This is a genomic window from Ruminococcus flavefaciens, assembly GCF_900119075.1.
In the GTDB taxonomy this organism is placed as follows: Bacteria; Bacillota; Clostridia; order Oscillospirales; family Ruminococcaceae; genus Ruminococcus; species Ruminococcus flavefaciens_Q.
Genome location: NZ_FPIP01000001.1, coordinates 349,942 through 367,824 on the forward strand (window position 1 = coordinate 349,942; position 17,883 = coordinate 367,824).

At 43.7% G+C, this 17,883-nt stretch carries 14 protein-coding genes and 2 tRNA genes; 11 read left to right on the forward strand and 5 right to left on the reverse strand.

Translation table 11 applies throughout. The features are described from left to right. The first annotated feature begins 3 nt into the window (after positions 1 to 3). The 4 genes from BT105_RS01525 to BT105_RS01540 all read left to right on the forward strand — a co-directional run bounded on the left by BT105_RS01525 (position 4) and on the right by BT105_RS01540 (position 3,083). Entirely contained in the window at positions 4 to 783 is a 780-nt protein-coding gene (locus BT105_RS01525; RefSeq protein WP_072299077.1) for an SDR family NAD(P)-dependent oxidoreductase, read from the forward strand. Beyond that, positions 783 to 1,322, forward strand: a complete 540-nt coding sequence (locus tag BT105_RS01530; protein ID WP_072299078.1) for a hypothetical protein — start codon at positions 783 to 785, stop codon at positions 1,320 to 1,322. Before BT105_RS01525 ends, BT105_RS01530 begins: the two co-directional genes overlap by 1 nt. Before the next feature lie 175 nt (positions 1,323 to 1,497). Next, entirely contained in the window at positions 1,498 to 2,175 is a 678-nt protein-coding gene (locus BT105_RS01535) for a 5'-methylthioadenosine/adenosylhomocysteine nucleosidase (protein WP_072299079.1), read from the forward strand. 14 nt (positions 2,176 to 2,189) lie between these two features. Continuing rightward, positions 2,190 to 3,083, forward strand: coding sequence for a dockerin type I domain-containing protein (locus BT105_RS01540; protein WP_072299080.1), 894 nt, complete (start codon positions 2,190 to 2,192; stop codon positions 3,081 to 3,083). Positions 3,084 to 3,165: 82 nt separating this feature from the next. Here the strand turns inward: BT105_RS01540 and BT105_RS01545 are convergent, their stop codons facing one another. From BT105_RS01545 to BT105_RS01560, 4 genes are all read right to left on the reverse strand, one after another. Next, entirely contained in the window at positions 3,166 to 4,755 is a 1,590-nt protein-coding gene (locus BT105_RS01545) for a sodium:solute symporter family protein (RefSeq protein ID WP_072299081.1), read from the reverse strand. Between the two features lie 181 nt (positions 4,756 to 4,936). After that, positions 4,937 to 5,392: a GNAT family N-acetyltransferase gene (locus BT105_RS01550; RefSeq protein ID WP_081367758.1), complete on the reverse strand. Its 456-nt coding sequence runs from the start codon at positions 5,390 to 5,392 to the stop codon at positions 4,937 to 4,939. A gap of 59 nt (positions 5,393 to 5,451) precedes the next feature. Then, positions 5,452 to 5,535, reverse strand: a tRNA-Leu gene (locus BT105_RS01555). A gap of 41 nt (positions 5,536 to 5,576) precedes the next feature. Next, a tRNA-Pro gene (locus tag BT105_RS01560) sits at positions 5,577 to 5,653 on the reverse strand. Between the two features lie 220 nt (positions 5,654 to 5,873). Here BT105_RS01560 and BT105_RS01565 point away from each other — a divergent pair. Next, positions 5,874 to 8,240 (forward strand): clostripain-related cysteine peptidase, encoded by a 2,367-nt coding sequence (locus BT105_RS01565; protein WP_072299082.1) that lies wholly within the window; start codon positions 5,874 to 5,876, stop codon positions 8,238 to 8,240. Between the two features lie 39 nt (positions 8,241 to 8,279). Here BT105_RS01565 and BT105_RS01570 read toward each other — a convergent pair whose 3' ends face one another. After that, positions 8,280 to 11,033 carry an RICIN domain-containing protein gene (locus tag BT105_RS01570; RefSeq protein WP_072299083.1) on the reverse strand — a complete coding sequence of 918 codons (2,754 nt, stop codon included), beginning with the start codon at positions 11,031 to 11,033 and terminating at the stop codon, positions 8,280 to 8,282. A 254-nt stretch (positions 11,034 to 11,287) separates the two neighbouring features. On the opposite strand from BT105_RS01570, the gene BT105_RS01575 reads away from it, so the two are divergent. The 6 genes from BT105_RS01575 to BT105_RS01600 all read left to right on the forward strand — a co-directional run bounded on the left by BT105_RS01575 (position 11,288) and on the right by BT105_RS01600 (position 17,879). Continuing rightward, the gene (locus BT105_RS01575) at positions 11,288 to 12,220 is read left to right on the forward strand and encodes a DMT family transporter (RefSeq protein ID WP_072299084.1); all 933 of its coding nucleotides are present in this window, start codon (positions 11,288 to 11,290) and stop codon (positions 12,218 to 12,220) included. Between the two features lie 63 nt (positions 12,221 to 12,283). After that, positions 12,284 to 12,466, forward strand: coding sequence for a hypothetical protein (locus BT105_RS01580; protein WP_072299085.1), 183 nt, complete (start codon positions 12,284 to 12,286; stop codon positions 12,464 to 12,466). Between the two features lie 119 nt (positions 12,467 to 12,585). Further along, entirely contained in the window at positions 12,586 to 13,257 is a 672-nt protein-coding gene (locus BT105_RS01585; protein WP_072299324.1) for a response regulator transcription factor, read from the forward strand. Further along, positions 13,254 to 14,261: a sensor histidine kinase gene (locus tag BT105_RS01590; RefSeq protein WP_072299086.1), complete on the forward strand. Its 1,008-nt coding sequence runs from the start codon at positions 13,254 to 13,256 to the stop codon at positions 14,259 to 14,261. Before BT105_RS01585 ends, BT105_RS01590 begins: the two co-directional genes overlap by 4 nt. Positions 14,262 to 14,388: 127 nt before the next feature. Further along, entirely contained in the window at positions 14,389 to 15,072 is a 684-nt protein-coding gene (locus tag BT105_RS01595; protein ID WP_072299087.1) for an ABC transporter ATP-binding protein, read from the forward strand. Beyond that, positions 15,069 to 17,879, forward strand: coding sequence for an ABC transporter permease (locus BT105_RS01600; RefSeq protein ID WP_072299088.1), 2,811 nt, complete (start codon positions 15,069 to 15,071; stop codon positions 17,877 to 17,879). The genes BT105_RS01595 and BT105_RS01600 overlap by 4 nt, the downstream gene beginning before the upstream one ends. Positions 17,880 to 17,883 lie beyond the last annotated feature (4 nt).

Below are 17,883 nucleotides of genomic sequence, written 5' to 3' on the forward strand. Positions count from 1 at the left end.
GTTATGAAAGCATTGATAACAGGCGCTACATCAGGTATCGGACAGAGCTTTGCGGCTAAGCTTGCCAAAAGAGGCTGGTCGCTTATCCTGACGGGTAGAAATGAGAAAAGGCTTAAGGAATTACAGGAATCTCTCGGCGGAAATATCGAGATAATCGCTGCCGACCTTGCAAAAAAAGAGGACGTTTTCAAGGTTTATGAGTTTTGTAAAGGCAAAGATGTGGATATGCTCATAAATAACGCAGGATACGGACTTTTCGGCAAGTTCGAGGATACAGACCTTGATGACGAAGTAAATATGATAAACGTAAATATCACGGCGCTTCATATCCTGACTAAGCTTTTTCTGCGCGATTTCAAGAAAAAAGACCACGGAACCATACTCAATGTTGCTTCTGCCGCAGGCTTTATGGCAGGACCTCTTATGGCGGCGTATTACGGCTCTAAGAACTACGTTTTGAAGCTCTCGGTCGCTATCTGGGAGGAGCTCCGCAGAGACCATTCAAATGTAAAGATAACAGTGCTCTGCCCGGGACCTGTTGATACTAATTTCAATAACCGTGCAGGCGTAAGCTTTTCAGTAAAGCCGATAACTCCTGATTATGCAGCGGAATTTGCACTGGATAAGGCGTTCAGCGGCAAGCTTTTTGCAGTTCCGGGGCTTTTTGTAAAGCTTGGAACTGTTGCTCAGAGATTTGTTCCGCAAAAGATGCTGTCTGCGATAGTATACAATATCCAGAGTGCCAAAAAGACATCTGACGGAAAGGAAAAGGCTCTTAAATAATGAGAGATATCAGCTACAGAGTAGCGCTGGGAGGCATAGTTTCCGCACTTTGTCTCGTTACAATGTTCCTTGCGGGAGTTCTTCCTGCGCTTTATCTGCTGCTTCCCGGGATAGCAGGCATACTGCTCATGATAATAGCTGTGGAGGTAAACACAGCATGGGCTTTTCTGACGTATATCGCAGTCAGCCTGCTGTCGCTTTTTATAACCTTTGACAAGGAAGCGGCGTTAATATTTATAATGCTGTTCGGACACTATCCCATATTGAGGTTCTATATACAGAAGATACCGCTTCGCATTATAAGACTGCTTATAAAGCTTTTTATCTGCAACGTCTGCATTATAGGCTATTTCTATGTGACGGTATATATATTAGGAATTGAAGATATGCTGGAGGAATTCAACGATTTCGGAAAATACGGAGCTTACATACTGCTTGGTATTACCAATCTGATATTCCTTGTGTACGATATAGACCTTGACTTCATGCATAATCTTTATAAAAAGAGGATAATGCCGAAATTCCGCAAAAAAAGATAGACCATGCCATTTGTTTATTATGGTATGGTCTGTTTTTTTATGGTAATTTATTATCGCCTGAAGATACATATAATAAATGTTTATTGCAGCGAACAATAATAACAATTATTTATACTTGATTTATTAACATTTATATGATATAATGACTATGTAATATTTTTAATGGAGTGATTTTATGAATACTATCGCTATCATCGGAGCAATGCCTTCTGAGCTGGCTGATATAAGAGCTATTCTCGGCAAGGGCGAGGTAAAGCGTATCTCGGGCTTTGATTTTTACATCAATGATAGAAACGGCAAAACTGTTATCAATGCCTGCTGCGGTATCGCAAAGGTAAATGCAGCAGTTTGTACACAGGTTATGATCGATAATTTTCACCCTGACTGTGTGATAAATACTGGTATCGCAGGCGGAATGAACAGTGCAGTAAAGGTCTGTGACATTGTTATTTCCACAGAGGTGCTTCCTCACGATCTCGATCTTCACTTCTTAAAGGACTATCCGCCCTACTGCGGAATATTCAAGGCTGATGGCGGGCTTATGGATATAGCAGAGAAGGTTTGCGGCGAGTTTGAGGTGAAGTCCTTCAGAGGACGTATCGTTTCAGGAGAGGCATTCATCTCAAGCAATGAGGTGAAAAAGGCTATTCAGGAAAAGTTTGATCCATATGCCGTTGATATGGAGAGTGCCGCAGTTGGACACTGCTGTTATCTCAATGAGCTTCCGTTTGTTAGTGTGCGCTGTATATCTGATAATGCAGACGACGAGGGAGCAATGTCATTTGACGAATTTGAAAAAATAGCTGCTAAGCGTGTTGCGGAAATAGTTCTGCGCATGGCTGAGCTGCTGTGAAAGGAGTATTTTATATGAAAAAGGTTGTATCAATTATTTCTGCATTAGCTCTTACTGTAGGTATGGCTGCTTCGTTCAGCGCTAATGCTGCTGACAGTTCAGCTCCGACAGTCTACTTCAAGACAAAAGAGACAAAGGGCGTAGAGGTGCTTTCAAGCGGTAATTTATACGTAAACAAGAAGGCTGCTGACGCTAACGGCGCAGTTATTCCTGCTGAGGTATATCTTAGCGATAAAAATGCAGGTGCCGGCTGGGTATGTGTAAAATGGGCTTGTGAAAAGCAGGGACTTACTCTTCAGAATGTAAAGGATCCTCAGACAAAGCCATATAAGAGCTATACTAACGATACGATTACTTCCGAAAAGACAAAGTCAGACGGAGTCAAGGTATTATCAGCTCTTTACTGTGACGCTAATGTGCCTACAGACGGTAAATTAAAGCCATTACAGCTTGCCGGTGAGAAGAGCGATTCATATCCGCTGGCTACATTTGAGGCTGCTGTAGACAAGTCAGCTGCAGGCAGCTATGATATAATTATTTATAACAAGAATCAGGATTTTACTTATGTAACATACCGTACAGGCGATAATCCTGAGTACGTTCCTGACAGCGAAAAGTACAAGCTTAACTGCAAGGAGCTTCGTGTAAACGTTTCCGACAGACTTCTCGGCGATGTAAACAACGACGGCAAGATAAATGCAGTTGACGCTTCTGAGATACTTTCAGCTTATGCAAACGTTGCAACAAGCAAGCCTACAGGCCTTTCAGCAGAGGCAGAGGCTGCGGCTGATGTTGACGGCAACGGCAAGATAAATGCAGTTGACGCTTCAAATGTTCTCAGCTACTATGCTTATCAGAGTACATCAAATGCTGATAAGAGCAAGACTCTTAACGATTTTATCGTATAATATCAAACGCAGCTGATTATTATCAGCTGCGTTTTTTATATAAACAGAATGAAAAAGGAGCGCTTTGAGCGCTCCTTAGTTTTTACTTTGCAGATAAACTGCTGAATGCGTTGTCTACTACCTTCTTGTCGGGAGCCTTTGTGAATGAACTTACTATCGGAACGATAATAAGCGAGATTATCATTGCAAATGCACCTGCGTTGATAGGTGAGAGAAGCTGAAGCGGGCAGTTGAGGTCGATAACAGCCTGCTTGATACCGCTGAAAGCTTCAATGTTAAAGCTGAATAAAAGCATATGCGTTACGCTGATACCTACACCTGTTATCAGGCTTGCTGCAACAGCAGCCTTTGAAGCCTTCTTCATGAACAGACCATAGAGGAATGGTCCGAGGAACGCGCCTGAAAGTGCTCCCCATGAGTAAGACATGAGAGTTGAGATAGAAGCGTTCTTATGGCAGGCGATGAATACTGAAACTACGAGGAATACTGCGATGAATATTCTCATGAACATTACCTGATGCTTGTCATCAAAGTTCTTGATACGTGGCTTGATGAGGTCGTTTGTAAGAGTTGAGCTCGATGTGAGAACAAGTGATGAGAGAGTTGACAGCGAAGCTGAAAGAACCAGAACAACTACCAGACCGATAAGGAGATTAGGAAGTGCCTGATGAATAAGAGCAGGAACCATTGTATCGTAAACAGGCTTGCCGTTAACAGTTTCGATGAATGCTCTGCCTGAGCCGTCTGCACTGTCAAGTGTGCAGTAGAGTCTTACGAATCCGCCCATGAAGTATGAGCCGCCTGCAACTACGATAGCGAAGAATGTGGAAATGATCGCACCCTTCTTGATAGCCTGTTCGTCCTTGATAGCGTAGAATTTCTGTACCATCTGAGGAAGTCCCCATGTACCAAGTGATGTAAGGATAACAACTCCGAGGAGGTTTATAGGATCAGGTCCGAAGAGCGAGCCCAGTGTTCCTGTCTCGGTCTTGCTGTCGGAAATAGTATTGAGAGCGTCAAGTGCTGCTGAGAGACCGTCCTTCTTCTGAACGGTAAGAGCAACAACTGTACCGATACCGATGAGCATGATGATTCCCTGGAAGAAGTCGTTGAGAGCTGTAGCCTTGTAGCCGCCGAGTGTAACGTAGATAGCTGAAAGAACAGCCATTGCGATGATTATGATAGTACCGCCGTTTTCTCCGAGGTCAAATACCATGCCGAAAAGACGGGAAAGTCCGTTGTATACAGAAGCTGTATATGGTATAAGGAAAATAAATACGATAAGAGCAGAAGCTGTCTTGAGTCCCTTTGAGTCAAATCTGTGCTCGAAGTACTCAGGCATTGTCTTAGCGCCAAGATGATTTGTCATAAGACGTGTTCTCTTGCCTATGAGGAAGAATGGGATAAGGCTTCCGATAATAGCGTTTCCTATACCTACCCATGTTGCTGAAGCACCGTACAGCCAGCCAAACTGACCTGCATATCCGATGAATACAACTGCTGAGAAATATGTAGTACCATATGAGAAAGCAGTCAGCCATGAACCGACGCTTCTTCCGCCAAGCATGAAGTCCTCAGAGGACTTGGTACGTCTTGACATATAGATTCCGATACTTACCATTATCGCTACATAGATAGCGAGTATGACGAATGTTGCGGCTTGTGAGCCCATTGATATCGCGACCTTTCTTACGCTTTAAAGATTTTACGTCATAACCTTGTAAAGCTTTAAATGAATAAAGTGAATAACCGAGTTTTATTATACTATATTATAATAACATTGTCAATAGGCAATCTCCAAATTTTTAATAAAAAATGAATAAATAATGTTTTGATTTGCTAACATATTAGGATTAACTGATAATTTCCGTTTCAATGACAGAAAAACCAACGCTTTTATACAATTTGGCAGCGTTGTGATTATACTCGGCTACGTGAAGAGTTATAGGCTTGCTATTTTTATTTCTTATCGAATGTATCGCCCAAAGCAGCAGTTGTCTGCCGAAGCCTTTGTGCTGATACTCGGGAGCAACGATCAGATCGTCGATCTCATTTCCGTAACAGGCGACAGAACCTATGAGCTTGCCGTCTTTTATAAGCAGACTGATATCGCTGCACTTATCAGCTATCTGAGATATATCGCTCAGGAAGTCGTACGGCTTTATATCAAGTGCAGTTCTCATTTTGCGGAAACAATCGTTGTATATCCTCTGATATTCTTTATAGTACATCATATCGAAAGGAATGCATGAGATATTGCAAGTAATATCAATATTGCCGTCAAGCTGCATTTTGTAAACCTTTATCACAGTATCACCGTCCTTAAAAGGAGTAAAAAATAACGCCTCGCTGAAAAGCGAGGCGCAAGTGCCGCTGACCGGACTTGAACCGGTACGATATTGCTACCGAGGGATTTTAAGTCCCTTGTGTCTGCCAATTCCACCACAGCGGCATATAAACGGTATATCACATAATGTGATATACCGCGCTTAATGGTCGAGGTGACAGGATTTGAACCTGCGGCCCCTACGTCCCGAACGTAGTACTCTACCAAACTGAGCCACACCTCGACAGCATAAATATTATACTACAAATGGGGAGTAATGTCAAGTAAAAATAAAAACAGCATAATTATTTTTATCTTTTTACAATTGCACGGCTTGATATACAGATATTTTTAAGAGAAAATTGATTTGTAACCGTTTTTAACTTGACAATCTATGTGAAAGAGTGTAAAATATACTAATGTAGGCATATTTAGCCACATAATGAGTTTTTACGGAGGTTATTATGGATCCTAATCAGAACAGACCGCAGGGCAGACGTAAGAACGTTACCTCTGGCGGCAATGGAGCACATAGACGAGGCGATGGTCTCGGCACAGGTCCTGTCGGTTCGGGCAGCTATTCAGGCGGCAGTACAGGCGGTGGCGGCGGAGCCAAAAGAGCTGCGGCTGGCGGCGGCGGTCTCATTACACTTATTATAATCGGTTTTATTATATTCAAGCTTATGAGCGGCAGCGGCGGTGCAGGCGATCTTCTCGGTTCACTTACAGGCGGCGGAAACGGAGGCGGTGGACTTGACATCGGTTCAGTACCGTCAGGCTTTGGCTTCAGCACTGAAGATACCGCGACAGGCAGCGCTACAAGCGACAGCAGCGTTGATACATCAGTTGCAGCAGGCTCCCGTGAGAAGAGAACCGTTATAAAGGGCAACAATCAGGACGTTGTGACCATAATGGTCTATATGTGCGGTACTGACCTCGAATCAAAGCACGGCATGGCTTCTTCCGATATGGAGGAGATGAGAGCTGCTTCATACGGTGATAATGTAAATGTTATCGTATTTACAGGCGGCTGCTCAAGCTGGAAGATAAACGGTATCAGCAATAAGGTAAACCAGATATACCAGATAAAGAACGGTCAGATCGGCAGGATAGTTGAGGACGCAGGCAGCAAGGCTATGACCGATCCTAACAATCTTGCTTCATTCATTCAGTTTTGTGCAAAGAATTTCCCCGCTAACAGAAACGAGCTTATCCTCTGGGATCACGGCGGCGGATCAGTTACAGGCTACGGCTATGACGAAAAGAACAAGAACAGCGGCTCTATGACGCTTGAAGGAGTAGCTCAGGCACTTAAGAGCGGCGGCGTTCAGTTTGATTTCGTAGGCTTTGACGCTTGCCTCATGGCTACAGCCGAGACAGCACTTATGCTCAACGACCACGCAGACTACCTTATAGCTTCTGAGGAAACAGAGCCCGGTATCGGCTGGTATTATACAAACTGGCTCACAAAGCTTGGCAGCAATACTTCAATGCCCACACTTGACATCGGCAAGAACATCGTTGACGATTTCGTATCCGAGTGCGGCAAGAAGTGCAGAGGACAGAAGACTACACTTTCTGTTATTGACCTTGCAGAGTTCTCAAATACAGTACCTAAGGATCTTTCTGCCTTTGCCAAGTCCATAAGCAGCAAGATCGAAAAGAATGAGTATAAGGAGATCTCCAATGCAAGATACTCCACACGCGAGTTTGCTCAGGGTACACGTATAGATCAGGTAGACCTTGTTAATCTTGCAGAGAACGTAGGAACTGCCGAGGGTAAGGCACTTGCTTCTTCACTTAAGAATGCTGTAAAGTACAACAAGACCTCTTCAAATATGACAAATGCATTCGGTGTATCGATTTATTTCCCGTATCAGCGTTCATCATATGTTGACAAGGCTTGCAAGACATACGACAAGATAGGCATGGATTCCGAGTACGCTCGCTGCATAAGACAGTTTGCTAAGGTAGAGACAGGTGGACAGATAGCAGCAGGCGGCACAGGTTCACCACTTGATGCACTCTTTGGTATGGGCGGTTCTTCAGGCTCATCAGGCAGCTCAGATATGATAGGTTCACTTCTTTCAAGCTTCCTTGGCGGCGGCGGAAGAAGTATTGCAGGTCTTGACGACAGCAATACAGAGTTCATGAAGGATACCGATGTAAATGATACAGCCGAGTATCTTGCTAACAACTATTTCGACGCAACAAAGCTTACATGGGAAGAAAAGAACGGCAAGTATACTATGTCGCTTTCTGATTCTCAGTGGGAGCTGGTACACGGTCTTGACCTTAATATGTTCTATGATGACGGAACAGGCTACATAGACCTTGGACTTGACAATATCTTCACTTTTGATGACGACGGAAAGCTTGTTGCTGATACAGAAAAGAACTGGCTTTCTATCAATGGCAATGTAGTTGCTTACTACCACACAGATACAGTGCAGAGCGGAAATGACCTTATAATAACAGGCTATGTTCCTGCACTTCTCAACGGTGAAAGAGTAAACCTTATCATTCAGTTTGTAAATGATGATAACGGAACTGTCGTTGGTGCTTCAACTGACTATGTCGGCGGAGAGACAGAGGCGGTTGCCAAGAATCTCACCGAGATAAAGGCAGGAGACAAGCTTGACTTTATCTGCGACTACTACGACTATGATATGAATTATCAGGACAGCTACATGATCGGAGATCAGGTAACTGTTACCGATAATCTGACCATAAGCAACACAAGCGTAGGAAAAGGCTCATGCCATATTCTCTATCGTTTCTCTGATATCTACAATCAGAACTACTGGTCAGAACCTATAGTTATAGACTAAAAATCAAGAGCAGTCCGGATGGACTGCTCTTTTTGCATATTATTGTTTTATAAGAAGTTTTCTGAGTCCCACAACATCGAATACATCAATATTGCCGTCCTCATTAATGTCGGCATTGGAGCTGTTTGTCAGCTTGCCTGCTCCAATTATATACTTCTGGAGCATTACCAGATCTGCGGTATTCATAACACCGTCGTCATTCACATCGCCCTTTACGGGGAGAACAATTTCTTCGGGAATAGCAGGCTCAAGAACGAATTTCTGAGTATTTGCTCCTGTGAAGCTGTTTATATTAAAGCCTGCATCTTCCGTTGAGCTGTTCTTGTCTATCTCAATGCAGACATCGTTTTGAAGCAGTGAGTAGCTGCCGTCCTTATTGCAGATGACTTTGAACTTCTGATTATCAGTTTCCGAAGCTGCTTCAACGACGAGTTTGTTTGAGCTGTTTACGGCAAGTGCCTGTCCCTTTTGATTCTTGATAGTATAGCTGCCGTCGCTGAGCTTTGTGAAGCTCCATATCTGATCGTTTAGGGTAAACGGCATTTTTCCTGTACTGTCAGGCTGAACGGATTTTCCGTTTGCGTCGAACTGCACAACATTACCCTTCATATCGAATACGAACTGTCCGCTGTCAATGCTGCGTATCATGTAATTACCGTCAGTGACCTGAGGGTGAACAGGGGAAAGGCTCCACAGCTGGCAGCCTCCCTCCCAGTAATTCCACTGATTTACATTGCCGCCGTTTTCCTTTGACCATTCATAAACGTCAAGTCCGCCTGTATCGTTGGAGCATTTCGACACGATTCCGTAATCAGAGCCGCATTTCTTTATTTTGAATAGCTGATTGTCCTTGCCTGTGTAATTCTGGAGCTCTATATTTACGCCGTCGTCTGCGGAGCTCTGAGCCACTGCAATACACATGGATTCGTCACCCACAGAAACTATCTTGCAGTAGTCCTTGTCAACAGCTATGATACGCCATTGTTGTGCCCAGCTGCCATTGCGCTCCCACTGCTGTATATTAGTGCCCTCATCAAGCTTTCCGTTGGGCAGGTCTATCGCCATGCCGCTGTTCTGGTTTATGATATAGTAGGGAACACCACTGAGAAGCTCTGTACCGCTGAGCTTTACCGCAGCGCCGCTGCCGCTTACTGTATCAGCCTTATTTATGAGCTGTGAGTTTTTGTCGGTAAAATCAACAAGTTCCGAGCGCTCTGTGCCGCTGAACTGCTTGGTCTGAACGCCCCATATTGTCTGGTTGTTGCTGCCAACAGCTGTAAATGACATTACCTTTTTGCCGTTTTCGTCTTTGGCAGCAAGGAAATAACCTGAGTAGCTCTGATTTCCGATAGTTATCACAGCTGCGGAGTTATCCTGCGCCTGAGACCATTTACCGGTAACAGAGCCGCTGATAGTTCCGTCAGCGTTGAGCTTTATACTGCTGTAATTGATTATTTTTCCGTCAGTTGAGCTGCCGTGATTGATGAACTCATAATCACCGACGATATCCTCATCATTGTAGCCTGTTTCGGAGATAACATCTCCTGCGTATTCGTATGGCGCAACAACAGGCCAGCCCTGCTCGTTGAAGTACATTGAATGAACACGAACCTCATGGAATTCAGCTCCGTCATCAAATCGCGTATGATAAACCAGATACCACTTTCCGTCATCATCTTTCAGCACGGAGTTGTGTCCGCAAGCCATATAAGCCTTGCTAAGTGAGCTGAATTTGTAATTGCCCATGACTTTCAGACCTGTTGAGTCAAGATTGGGATTAGTGGGAAGTACAGCCTGTCTGCCTGCTGGATCCGTGAACGGTCCCAAAGGTGATGTGGAACGGAAAACGCGCATATTATAGCCGCCTGTGGAGGTAAGTCCGCCGAATGTCACCCACAGATAATAGTAGCCTGTTTCTGCATTGTACTCAATGAACGGACCTTCACCTGATTTGCCGTAACCGCCTGATATCTTTGTACCAAAATAGCTGTCCACCATTCTTCCGTCAGCGGTCTGACCTGTTTTCGGGTGGATACACTGACCTGTCTTAGGATCAATTTCCAGAGTAAAGATACCGCCCGACCACGAACCGTAGCACATATACATCTTGCCGTTGGTATCGTAATATATAGTCGGATCAATTGCATTAGGGAAGAGCTGGTTATTGAAGTTATTCTTATTGAACCAGTTGTTATTGAATGTGACCTGTCCCTGAGCAATAAGCTCGTCAACATTTGTAGAAGTGTATTTGCGGTTGACGTTCTTTGTATTGCTTGTAGCATAGCTGTCGTTGTTGGTGAAGCCTGAGTAGATGAGGGTATCTACAAAAGTGTAGGGGCCTTCGATATTCTTTGAAGCAGCATAAGCAATTACCGAGCGTATATATGTAGACGATGTACAGAAGTACATGAGGTAGGCGCCCTTGCTGCCGTCTTTGTTTATATAATCGGCGTCCCAAACAACATCGGGAGCCCATACTGCAAAGCCGCCGACGCAGTCCTCAAGGTTTTCACCTGCCCAGTCAAAGGCTTTTTTCAGATTCTGTGAGAGATTGCCGAACTCCACATTATTTGTAGTGGCATAGCCATTTGAGAAGCGTTTCCAGTTCTGGAGGTCGTTGGATTTGGCAGCTTCGATATGAGAACCGAAAACATAGTAAGTGCTTTTGTCCTTGACGATAGATGGATCGTGGACAGAGACACGAGTGCCGCCTGCAGCAGTTGAGAGACCTGTCATGGCAGGGAGCATAAGGCAGGCAGAGAGGGCTGCCGCCATAAACTTTTTGATTTTCATTTTAATATCCTCCGATAGAAATTTGTTGATAATATTATAGACTTTTTTGGCAGATTTGTCAATAAATCTGCGGTGTACAAAAGTGTTCTCAATATCAAAAATAATGCTGAAATAAGGCGGAGAAGCCTGTTTTACATATTTATTATCATGAGACTTAGCTGCTTTGTAAAAAGCTCTGATTTTTGATATTACTATTGGAAAGAGCACTAAACTGTGCTATAATAATTCACGTATTATGTTTTAAGGAGCTTTTTATGAAAGACGGTTCTGTATTGACAAAGAAAACAGTGGTTTTGCCGCTGACCTTGCTGTGCTGTCTGCTGTGGGGCAGTGCTTTCCCGTGCATAAAGTTAGGCTACGGATTTTCAGGTATCGGTGCTGAGGATACATACTCCCAGATGCTTTATGCAGGGCTGAGATTTACGGGTGCCGGTATTCTGGCACTTCTGATAGGCAGTATTATAGCTCGGAAGCTACTTATCCCTCATGCCGATGAAGTACCGAAGGTCATGAAGCTTTCCCTGTTTCAGACCATACTGCAATATACATTCTTTTATATCGGACTTGCCCGAAGCACAGGCATGAAGAGCTCGGTAATAACAGCGTCGAACGTGTTCCTGTCCATACTTGTGGCGGCACTTATATTCAGAACGGAAAAGCTCACATTCCGTAAGATCTTTGGCTGTATCGTCGGCTTTTCGGGAGTTGTTCTCATAAATCTCAGCGGTATGAGCGGCGGATTTCGGCTTACAGGCGAGGGCTTTGTGTTTTTGTCGGCACTTTCCTATGCTTTTTCGGCAGCTCTGATAAAGCGTTACTCATCAAAGCATGATCCTGTAATGCTCAGCGGCTGGCAGTTCATATTCGGCGGTATTGTAATGACAGCTGTCGGCTTGATATGCGGCGGCAGGATAACAGTCATAAATAAAGAGGGAGTACTTATGCTGCTCTATCTTGCATTTGTGTCGGCAGCTGCCTTTTCCATATGGGGAACGCTTCTGAAGCATAACCCTGTCTCAACAATATCGGTTTTCGGCTTCATGAACCCTGTATTCGGAGTTATTCTTTCTTTCCTGCTTCTTTCGGAGAGAAGCGCCGCAGGACCTCTCATTGTGTGTGCGTCACTGATGCTTGTAGCCTTGGGGATCGTTATCGTTAATATTTCTGTTCACAAAAAATCAACTTGAATTTAAGATTCATTTAAGGTTTCTATTTTACAATAAAAGCAACAAGGAGAGGGGGAATCGGTAATGAAAAAGCTATTTCTTATTCTTACATTATGCGGGATCCTTGTCTCAATGAGCGGCTGCGGCACAGAGCCTGTAATTGATAATGAGGACGAAGCAGTAAACGGTTCGGTAATCTATGTATCTCCTGCTGATGGTACGACGCAGGCAAATGTTTCACCTGTAATGAATTCAGCTGAGGCATGAACACAAATAATAATTCAGATAAAAGCAGCTTTTATAGCTGCTTTTATTTTTTCGTTGATTTTTTTGTGCAGATATGTTATTATATAATGGACAATTATTCGGAACGGAGCTGTATCGCCTTGAATAGGATATTACTTGTAGAAGATGATAAAGAAATAATCGCTAATCTCACCGAATTTCTCACAGGAGAGGGATTCAGCGTCAAAAATGCCAACGGACAGACAAAAGCACTGGAAATGGTTGAGAATGAGAGCTTTGACCTTGTGCTGCTCGATGTATCCCTTGCAGAAGGCAACGGATTTGCAGTCTGTTCGGCTATAAAGGCTAACACCTGTATCCCTGTTATTTTCCTTACTGCTTCGGGAGACGAATTCAGTACGGTAACAGGCTTTGACCTTGGTGCTGATGACTATATAGCAAAGCCTTTCCGTCCCCGTGAGCTTGTTTCACGTATCAAGAACGTACTGCGCCTTACAGGCAGTACAGGTTCTGTAACTCAGCTTGGAGATGTGCTTGTTGACACTGTAAAGGGAACAGCCAGCAAAAACGGCAGGGACCTGTTCCTGTCAGCTCTGGAATACAGACTTCTGCTGGTTTTCATCAATAACAGGGGAGCTGTTATGACAAGAACTAAGCTTTTAGAGTCCATATGGGACATTGCAGGTGAATTTGTCAACGACAATACACTTACAGTTTACATCAAGCGCCTCCGTGAGAAAATAGAGGACGATCCTGCAAATCCGACAATAATAAAGACTGTAAGAGGTCTTGGATACAGGGTGGACTTATGAGAAATCTGCTTAGAAATTCAGAGATACTGTCTTCTTTCACTATATATACGGTTTTGTCATTGATAACCATTGTGGGAGCGTATCTTTACGACAGAAAGCTTGCTTTGCCGGCTCTTTTCGTTTGCACAGTATTCACAGTCATACACATGAACTGTATCTATATTCGCTACAAGCGCATTTCAAAGCTTTCGGCTGACATTGACAGGATACTTCACGGAGAAGAGGATATACAGTTTGAGAATTACTCCGAGGGAGATATAGGACTTCTGCAAAGCGAGGTCTACAAGATGACGGTCCGTCTGCGTGAGCAGCAGAGCAGGCTTATGGAGGAAAAAGTCAGCCTTGCCGACCTTCTTGCGGATATATCGCACCAGATAAGAACTCCGCTCACATCAATAAATATACTTGTCTCCATGTTATCTGAGCCCGACCTTACATACGAAAAGCGCGAGCAGCTCGTACATAAGCTCTACGGACTTCTTTCGCGTATCGACTGGCTTATTACTGCGCTGCTGAAGATGTCAAAGCTTGACGCGGGAACTATCAGGTTTCACAGCGAGGATATAAGTATGCAGGAGCTTCTTGACAAAGCCTGTATGCCTGTCCGCGTGCCCATTGAGCTCCGCGGTCAGGAGCTTGTTATCGAAGCCGAGGGCGAGCTTAGCTGTGATGTGGCATGGAGCTGTGAGGCTATCGGCAACATCGTAAAAAACTGCATGGAGCATACTCCTGACAGCGGCACTATCAAGGTCTGCGGCAAGAGAAATCCTCTTTACTCCGAGATAGTCATTTCCGACAGCGGCAGCGGCATTTCGGCTGAGGATCTGCCTCATATATTCGAGCGATTCTATAAGGGCAGGACTTCCGAGGACAAGGGCGGCTTCGGTATCGGACTTGCTCTTGCAAGAATGATAGTCACAGAGCAGAATGGAACTTTGAAGGCTGAAAATGCTCCCGACGGCGGAGCTATGTTTACCATGAGATTCTATGAATCTACCGTATAATATGAAGTAGTTAGGGCGCACAACGTGCGTCCTTGTTTTATGTGACATTTTTGTTATTTTAAAGTCACCATACAGTCATATTGACATGATAGAATATGTACATAAACCAAGAAAAGGAGCACTTACCATGGAGATACTCAGAGTTGAAAATTTATGCAAGGTATACGGCAGCGGCGAAAATGAAGTTCACGCACTTGACAATGTGAGCTTTTCGGTTGAAAAGGGCGAGTTTATTGCAATAATCGGTCCTTCGGGCTCGGGAAAGTCCACTCTGCTTCATATACTCGGCGGAGTTGACAAGCCTACATCTGGCAAGGTGTTCATGGACGGCAAGGACGTCTATGCGCAGAATGACGAACAGCTTGCTGTATTCCGCCGCAGACAGGTCGGACTTATATATCAGTTCTACAATCTTATACCTGTTCTCAATGTCACAGAGAATATTACGCTTCCCGTACTTATGGACGGTCAGCAGGTAAACGATGACAGACTTAACGAGCTTATCGCAACGCTTAAGCTCAAAGGCAGAGAGAATCATCTTCCGAATCAGCTTTCAGGAGGTCAGCAGCAGAGAGTTTCTATCGGCAGAGCACTGATGAATGCTCCTGCGGTAGTACTTGCAGACGAGCCTACAGGAAATCTCGACAGCAAGAACAGTCAGGAGATAGTCGACCTGTTAAAGCTATCGAATCAGAAATACAATCAGACTCTCATTATCATTACCCATGATGAGAATATCGCATTGCAGGCAGACCGTATACTTGCTATAGAGGACGGAATTATAACCCGTGACGAGGTGATACGCAAATGAATATCTTCAATAAAGTAACACTTCAATCGCTGAAAAAGAACCGCACGAGGACATTTGTTACCATAATCGGAATTGTGCTCTCTACCGCTCTTATCTGCGCAGTCACTACTTCATTTGCGTCTGTAAGGCAGTATGCTATCAGTTATTTCGAGTATACCGAGGGCAAATGGCACGGCATAGAGAAAAATATCGACAATAACAGCTTTAAGAAGATAGATGAGGCAGACGAGGTAAAGGACAAGGCGGTACTCAGCTATATAGGCTATGCCGATATCGGAAGCACAAACAGCTACAAGCCGTACCTCTATATATCAGGATTTCATGAGGACGAGCAGGGAATAGCTCCTATCCACGTAATATCGGGACGTATGCCCCGGAACAGCGGTGAAATAATGCTCCCCGATCATCTTGCAGACAACGGCGAGGTACATTATAACGAGGGCGATGTTTTAAAGCTTGAGATTGGCGACAGAGTTGCAGATACAGACGAGCTTCTCAAATTGGATACCGATAAAATGGACTATTCTCTCAGACAGAATATTGATATACAGAGCCTTATCAATGATAATATTGATCTTATCAACAGCCAGATTTTCAGACAGGATACACCGTATATCGCTGTTGACGGTGATGACGGAAAAACTATCAATGCCGAAAAGCTCAATATAAGAGAGACACGGGAGTATACAGTTGTCGGATTTTATTCCCGACCTGATTTTGAGGATACTTTTGCTCCGGGATATACAGCATTGACTGTTCCCGATAAATATACCAAGGATACTTATTATACAGTTTTCTATCGCATGAAGCATATGGATGACATCTATGACTTTATGAAGAAATGCGGCTTTGATGATAACGGCATTACCAGCGGAGCTCACAGTGACCTTCTCATGTTCAGAGGCGTTTCAAAGTACGCCAGCTTTTACGGCATGATATACGGTCTTATGGCAGTAGTTATCGTACTTATCATGTTCGGCTCGATAATGCTTATATATAACGCATTTTCTATATCCGTTTCCGAGAGAACAAAGCAGTTCGGACTTCTTTCATCGATCGGTGCTACAAAGAAGCAGCTCCGCAAAATGGTGCGCTTTGAAGCAATGACACTCAGCTTCATTGGTATTCCCTTGGGTATTGGCTTGGGAATCCTTGGTATGTGGGTAACATTCCTTGCTATCGGCAGTAAATTTGCTATTTTTTCTGGAGAAAAATTCAGCGAGCCTATGCGTGTATGCGTATCTCCCACAGCGCTGATTGCTGCTTGTATTATCGCTTTTGTGACTATAAGGATATCTGCCTGGATACCATCTGTCAGAGCAACAAGGATAACCGCAGTTGAAGCTATCCGTCAGAATTCCGACATAAAGCAGACAAAGCACATAAAAACTCCGAAAATCATTTTCAAGGTATTCGGACTTTCGGGAATGCTTGCACATAAATACTTCAAGCGAAGCAAAAAGAAGTACCGTGCAACTATAATCAGTCTTTTTATGAGTATAGTTCTCTTTATTTCGGCTTATGCATTCACATCTTATCTTGTGTCATCGGTAGGCGATGCATACGATACATTCAACATGGATTATATGTATACTCTTTACGAGAGACCTGATAAAGACAGCAATGTAGATGTTGACGAGCTTCTGAGAGATATAAAAAACACCGAACATATTACAGGTGCAAGCTATTATACAAACAGCTTTCAAACTGCATACATAAATGAAAACTATCTGAATAAGGAAATGCTTTCTTCAGAAAACAGCTCACTTATGGAAGAAGCATACGACATGAAGAAAAAAGACGGCTTCAAAATAATAAATGTGAGCGCCTGTTTTGTTGATGACGAGACTTTCAGGGATGTTCTGAAAAAATACAGCCTTTCAGAAAGTGAATTCATGGATAAGGACGCACCGCTTGGAATAGCTTTTGATGATTCCTTTGACCTTGATACAGAAACAGGCAGAATGGTACGCAAAAAGCTGTTCAATACCGACAGCTTTGAAATGGAGTTCACAGCACACAAGAGCTTCAAAGGCTACTATTATACGGAAACTCATATTGACGGCAAGGTAGTATACAGCTCTCAGGACGGACTTGATAAAAAAGAGTGGAATGCAGCGGATTGTTCAAGAGATGTTACGCTTAAAGTAGGAAAGGTCATTGACGATACTCCTTTCTTCCCTAATTATTACGGCTCTGCTGTAATATATCCGTACAGCTCGATGAACAGCATTCTCGGTGAAGACGAAGAGGGCGCAAACGGAGTTGACTATTCCATTAATTCTGATGATGTTTTCGGCGGCTACAAGGCTCTCGAAAAAATGTTTAAGGAAAATGACAAATACGTTGGCGACCTGTACAATTATGCAGAGTTCGCTGAAACAAGCAGAAGCATTATCGTTATTGTAAAGGTATTTGCATACGGATTTATCGTACTTATCTCACTGATAGCAGCTGCAAATGTTTTCAACACCATTACCACTAACATCAATCTCAGGAGAAGAGAATTTGCAATGCTCAAATCTGTAGGCATGACAGCAAAAGGCATGAAGAAAATGCTCAATTTTGAGTGTATCCTTTACGGCACAAAGGCGCTTCTTTACGGACTTCCTGTATCGGCAATAGTTACATATCTTATCTATTGTTCCATAAGAAGGGGAATAGATACTTACTTTACAATGCCGTGGGGAGCTGTAGGTATTGCAGTACTCAGCGTGTTCCTTGTAGTTTTTGCAACAATGATGTATTCAATGTGCAAGATAAAGAAAGATAATCCCATAGACGCACTGAAAAACGAAAATCTGTAACAGA

What these genes read in the sequence shown, in the direction of transcription:
- BT105_RS01525 (WP_072299077.1), top strand. Translation starts at nt 4, where the DNA reads ATGAAAGCATTGATAACAGGCGCTACATCAGGTATCGGACAGAGCTTT.
- BT105_RS01530 (WP_072299078.1), top strand. Translation starts at nt 783, where the DNA reads ATGAGAGATATCAGCTACAGAGTAGCGCTGGGAGGCATAGTTTCCGCA.
- BT105_RS01535 (WP_072299079.1), top strand. Translation starts at nt 1,498, where the DNA reads ATGAATACTATCGCTATCATCGGAGCAATGCCTTCTGAGCTGGCTGAT.
- BT105_RS01540 (WP_072299080.1), top strand. Translation starts at nt 2,190, where the DNA reads ATGAAAAAGGTTGTATCAATTATTTCTGCATTAGCTCTTACTGTAGGT.
- BT105_RS01545 (WP_072299081.1), bottom strand. Translation starts at nt 4,755, where the DNA reads ATGGGCTCACAAGCCGCAACATTCGTCATACTCGCTATCTATGTAGCG.
- BT105_RS01565 (WP_072299082.1), top strand. Translation starts at nt 5,874, where the DNA reads ATGGATCCTAATCAGAACAGACCGCAGGGCAGACGTAAGAACGTTACC.
- BT105_RS01570 (WP_072299083.1), bottom strand. Translation starts at nt 11,033, where the DNA reads ATGAAAATCAAAAAGTTTATGGCGGCAGCCCTCTCTGCCTGCCTTATG.
- BT105_RS01575 (WP_072299084.1), top strand. Translation starts at nt 11,288, where the DNA reads ATGAAAGACGGTTCTGTATTGACAAAGAAAACAGTGGTTTTGCCGCTG.
- BT105_RS01580 (WP_072299085.1), top strand. Translation starts at nt 12,284, where the DNA reads ATGAAAAAGCTATTTCTTATTCTTACATTATGCGGGATCCTTGTCTCA.
- BT105_RS01590 (WP_072299086.1), top strand. Translation starts at nt 13,254, where the DNA reads ATGAGAAATCTGCTTAGAAATTCAGAGATACTGTCTTCTTTCACTATA.
- BT105_RS01595 (WP_072299087.1), top strand. Translation starts at nt 14,389, where the DNA reads ATGGAGATACTCAGAGTTGAAAATTTATGCAAGGTATACGGCAGCGGC.
- BT105_RS01600 (WP_072299088.1), top strand. Translation starts at nt 15,069, where the DNA reads ATGAATATCTTCAATAAAGTAACACTTCAATCGCTGAAAAAGAACCGC.